Annotated in this window: 2 protein-coding genes; both read right to left on the bottom strand. The window is 74.9% G+C overall.

All coding sequences use genetic code 11. The annotated features are described in order from the left end of the window. Window positions 1-1,368: alkaline phosphatase family protein (locus V7793_RS36365; protein ID WP_336013949.1), on the bottom strand; the 1,368-nt coding region annotated here is incomplete at its 3' end. After that, window positions 1,365-2,497: Dyp-type peroxidase (locus V7793_RS36360; protein ID WP_336013948.1), on the bottom strand; the 1,133-nt coding region annotated here is incomplete at its 5' end. The genes V7793_RS36365 and V7793_RS36360, both read right to left, overlap by 4 nt.

Genomic DNA, 2,497 nt, shown 5'->3' with positions numbered 1-2,497 from the left:
CCCGAGGCGGGAGCCGTTGCGCGGCGCGGCGTAGGCGTGGTCGTACCAGCCGTCGGAGTCGTCGTAGGCGATGACGACCGCCGTGCTCCCCCACTGCGGCGCGCTCTGGATCCTGTTGATCCACTCCACGAGGAAGCGCTGCTCGTCGACGGGCCCGGAGTAGCCCGCGTGCCCGTCGCGCGCGGCGGGGGCCTTGAGGAAGCTCACGGCGGGCAGCCGCCCGGCGCGCAGCGCCGCGTCGAAGTCGGTGAGGTCGTACTGGTGGTTCGCCTGCCCGTCGTGGCCGATCTCGGCGACGGACCGCGGCGGGAGGTGGTGCGGGTTGGCGGTCGACCGGTAGTACTGGAACGGCTCGTGGTGCGGGCTGTAGTCGATCACCCGCGTGCCCCCGGCGTTGGCGTGCGTGCGCCCGGAGCAGCGCGCGTGGTGCCCGGGCTCCCCGTCCCAGGGGGTGCTCGGGCGGAACCCGCCCTGGAACCAGCCCCACGTGACGTCCTCCTCGCCGAGCACGTCCCCGATGTTCCGGCCGGTCATGGCGGCGAGGGCGCCGCGCCCGGTGCGGTCCCGGTTGGAGCAGTCGTCGTACGCCGGGTCGGGGTCGTTGAGGATCGTGCCGGTGCCGCCGGCGTCCGGCGCGGCCACGACGCGCGGGTCGGGCTTCGCGGTGCGCCGCGGCCGCTCCGTGCCGGAGGCGGGGTCGGTGGAGACGACGCCGTGGGTCTGGCCGGAGACGAGGTTGATCGCGCCGGGTGTGGACGGCCCGTAGGTGGTGCTGAAGGAGCGGTCGTTCAGGGCGTAGTGCTGGGCGTAGTTCCACAGGGCGGTGACCGTGTTCCCGTCGTAGTAGTCCATGACGAGCCCGGGCTCGCCGAACAGCCGACCGGAGCACTTCCCGGAGTCGGTGTTCTGGACGAACTTGTCGGCCTTGCCGCCGTTGGCCGCGTACTGCTCGGGGCCGTAGGAGTGGTTCTGGTCGCAGGTCAGGGCCTGCCGGGAGGACAGGCGGCGGGGCGGGTACTGGTTGGGGTTGCGCTGCAGCAGCCCGGCCGTGCGCAGGTTGTCGATCCGGGCGGGCGTCGCGCGGGAGGCCTCGAAGCGGGTGCCGTCGGTGTTGGCGGCCCGCGGGTAGGTCGCGAAGTAGTGGTCGAAGGAGACGTTCTCGTCGAAGACGACGACGAGGTGCTCGATCGGCGACTCGGTCCCGGTCCAGTCGCCGGGGAACGGCACCGCGGCCGCGGGCGGGGAGGCGGCCGCGGCGGTGGCCGTGGCGAGGACGGCGAAGGCGGCGCCGAGGCGGGCGCCCCTCCCCGGACGGCTACGCGCGCGGGCGCGCGTACGCGTGCCGAAGCGGATACGGGTACAGGTCATGTGCTTCCTCCCGTTCGGCCCGTCCCGCCCGCCAGCAGCGCGCGGCCGTACCAGTCCGCGCGGTCCCGCACGCCGGGGAAGGCGAAGAACCAGCCGCCGCCGAAGGGGGTGACGTAGTCGGTCAGCGGCTCTCCGGCGAGTCGTTTCTGCACGGTCGTGAACTGGCGCACCGGGTCGCGCTGGTAGCAGCAGAAGAGCAGGCCCTGGTCGAGGGTGCCGTTGCCGGCGACGCCCCGGTCGTAGTTGTACGAGCGGCGCAGCAGCCGGTGCGCCTCGCTGCCGGGGGTGCGCGGGTGGGCCAGACGGATGTGGCTGTCCAGGGGGGTCACCTCGCCCTGGGGATCGTGGGCGTAGCGCGGCGGGTCGCTCTCGCGGGCGCCGTCGAGGGGCGCGCCGGTGTCGCGGCTGCGGCCGATGACGCGCTCCTGTTCGGAGAGCGGGATGCGGTCCCAGAACTCGGTGAGCATGCGGATCAGCCGGACGACCTGGTAGCTGCCGCCCGCGGCCCAGGGCGGTTCGCCGGAGTCCGCGGCGGTCCACACGAGGCGGTCCATGAGGCGCGCGTCGCGGGGGTCGGGGCCGGAGGTGCCGTCCTTGAAGCCGAAGAGGTTGCGGGGCGTGCCGGAAGGGCGGGGCGGGGCCGTGTGGCCGTCGAGCCGCCAGCGGATCTGCAGGCCGCCGCGGGTGTGGCGGGTGAGGTCGCGCAGGGCGTGCAGGACGGTGTCGGGGCTGTCGGCGCACAGCTGGAGGCCGAGGTCGCCGTGGCACCAGGCGGGGTCGAGGTCGTCGTCGGGGAAGACGGGCATGGTGCGCAGCAGGCGCGGGGCTCGGTCGGCGAGGCCGTAGCGGCCGTCGAAGAGCGAGGCGCCCGCCGAGAGGGTGACGCCGAGTCCGCCGTCGGCCGGGACGTGCGGGCCGAGGATGCCGGAGTCGGGGGGCGGCGCGGTGATGCCGGTGGGGGCGGGGGTGCCGCCGGTGGTCAGGAAGCGGGCGCGGTCGGTGAGGGTGCGCAGGAGGTCGGCGAGCTCGCGGCGGTCGGCGGCGGTGACGTCGAAGGAGGTGAAGGCCGTGGCGCGGGCGGGCGGGGTGAGGATCGCGGCCTGGTGGGGACCGTGGAAGCGGGGGCGGG

Origin of the sequence: Streptomyces sp. KLMMK (assembly GCF_036961605.1) — a bacterium.
In the GTDB taxonomy this organism is placed as follows: domain Bacteria; phylum Actinomycetota; class Actinomycetes; order Streptomycetales; family Streptomycetaceae; genus Streptomyces; species Streptomyces telluris.
This window is presented reverse-complemented; position numbering and strand designations above follow the sequence as displayed.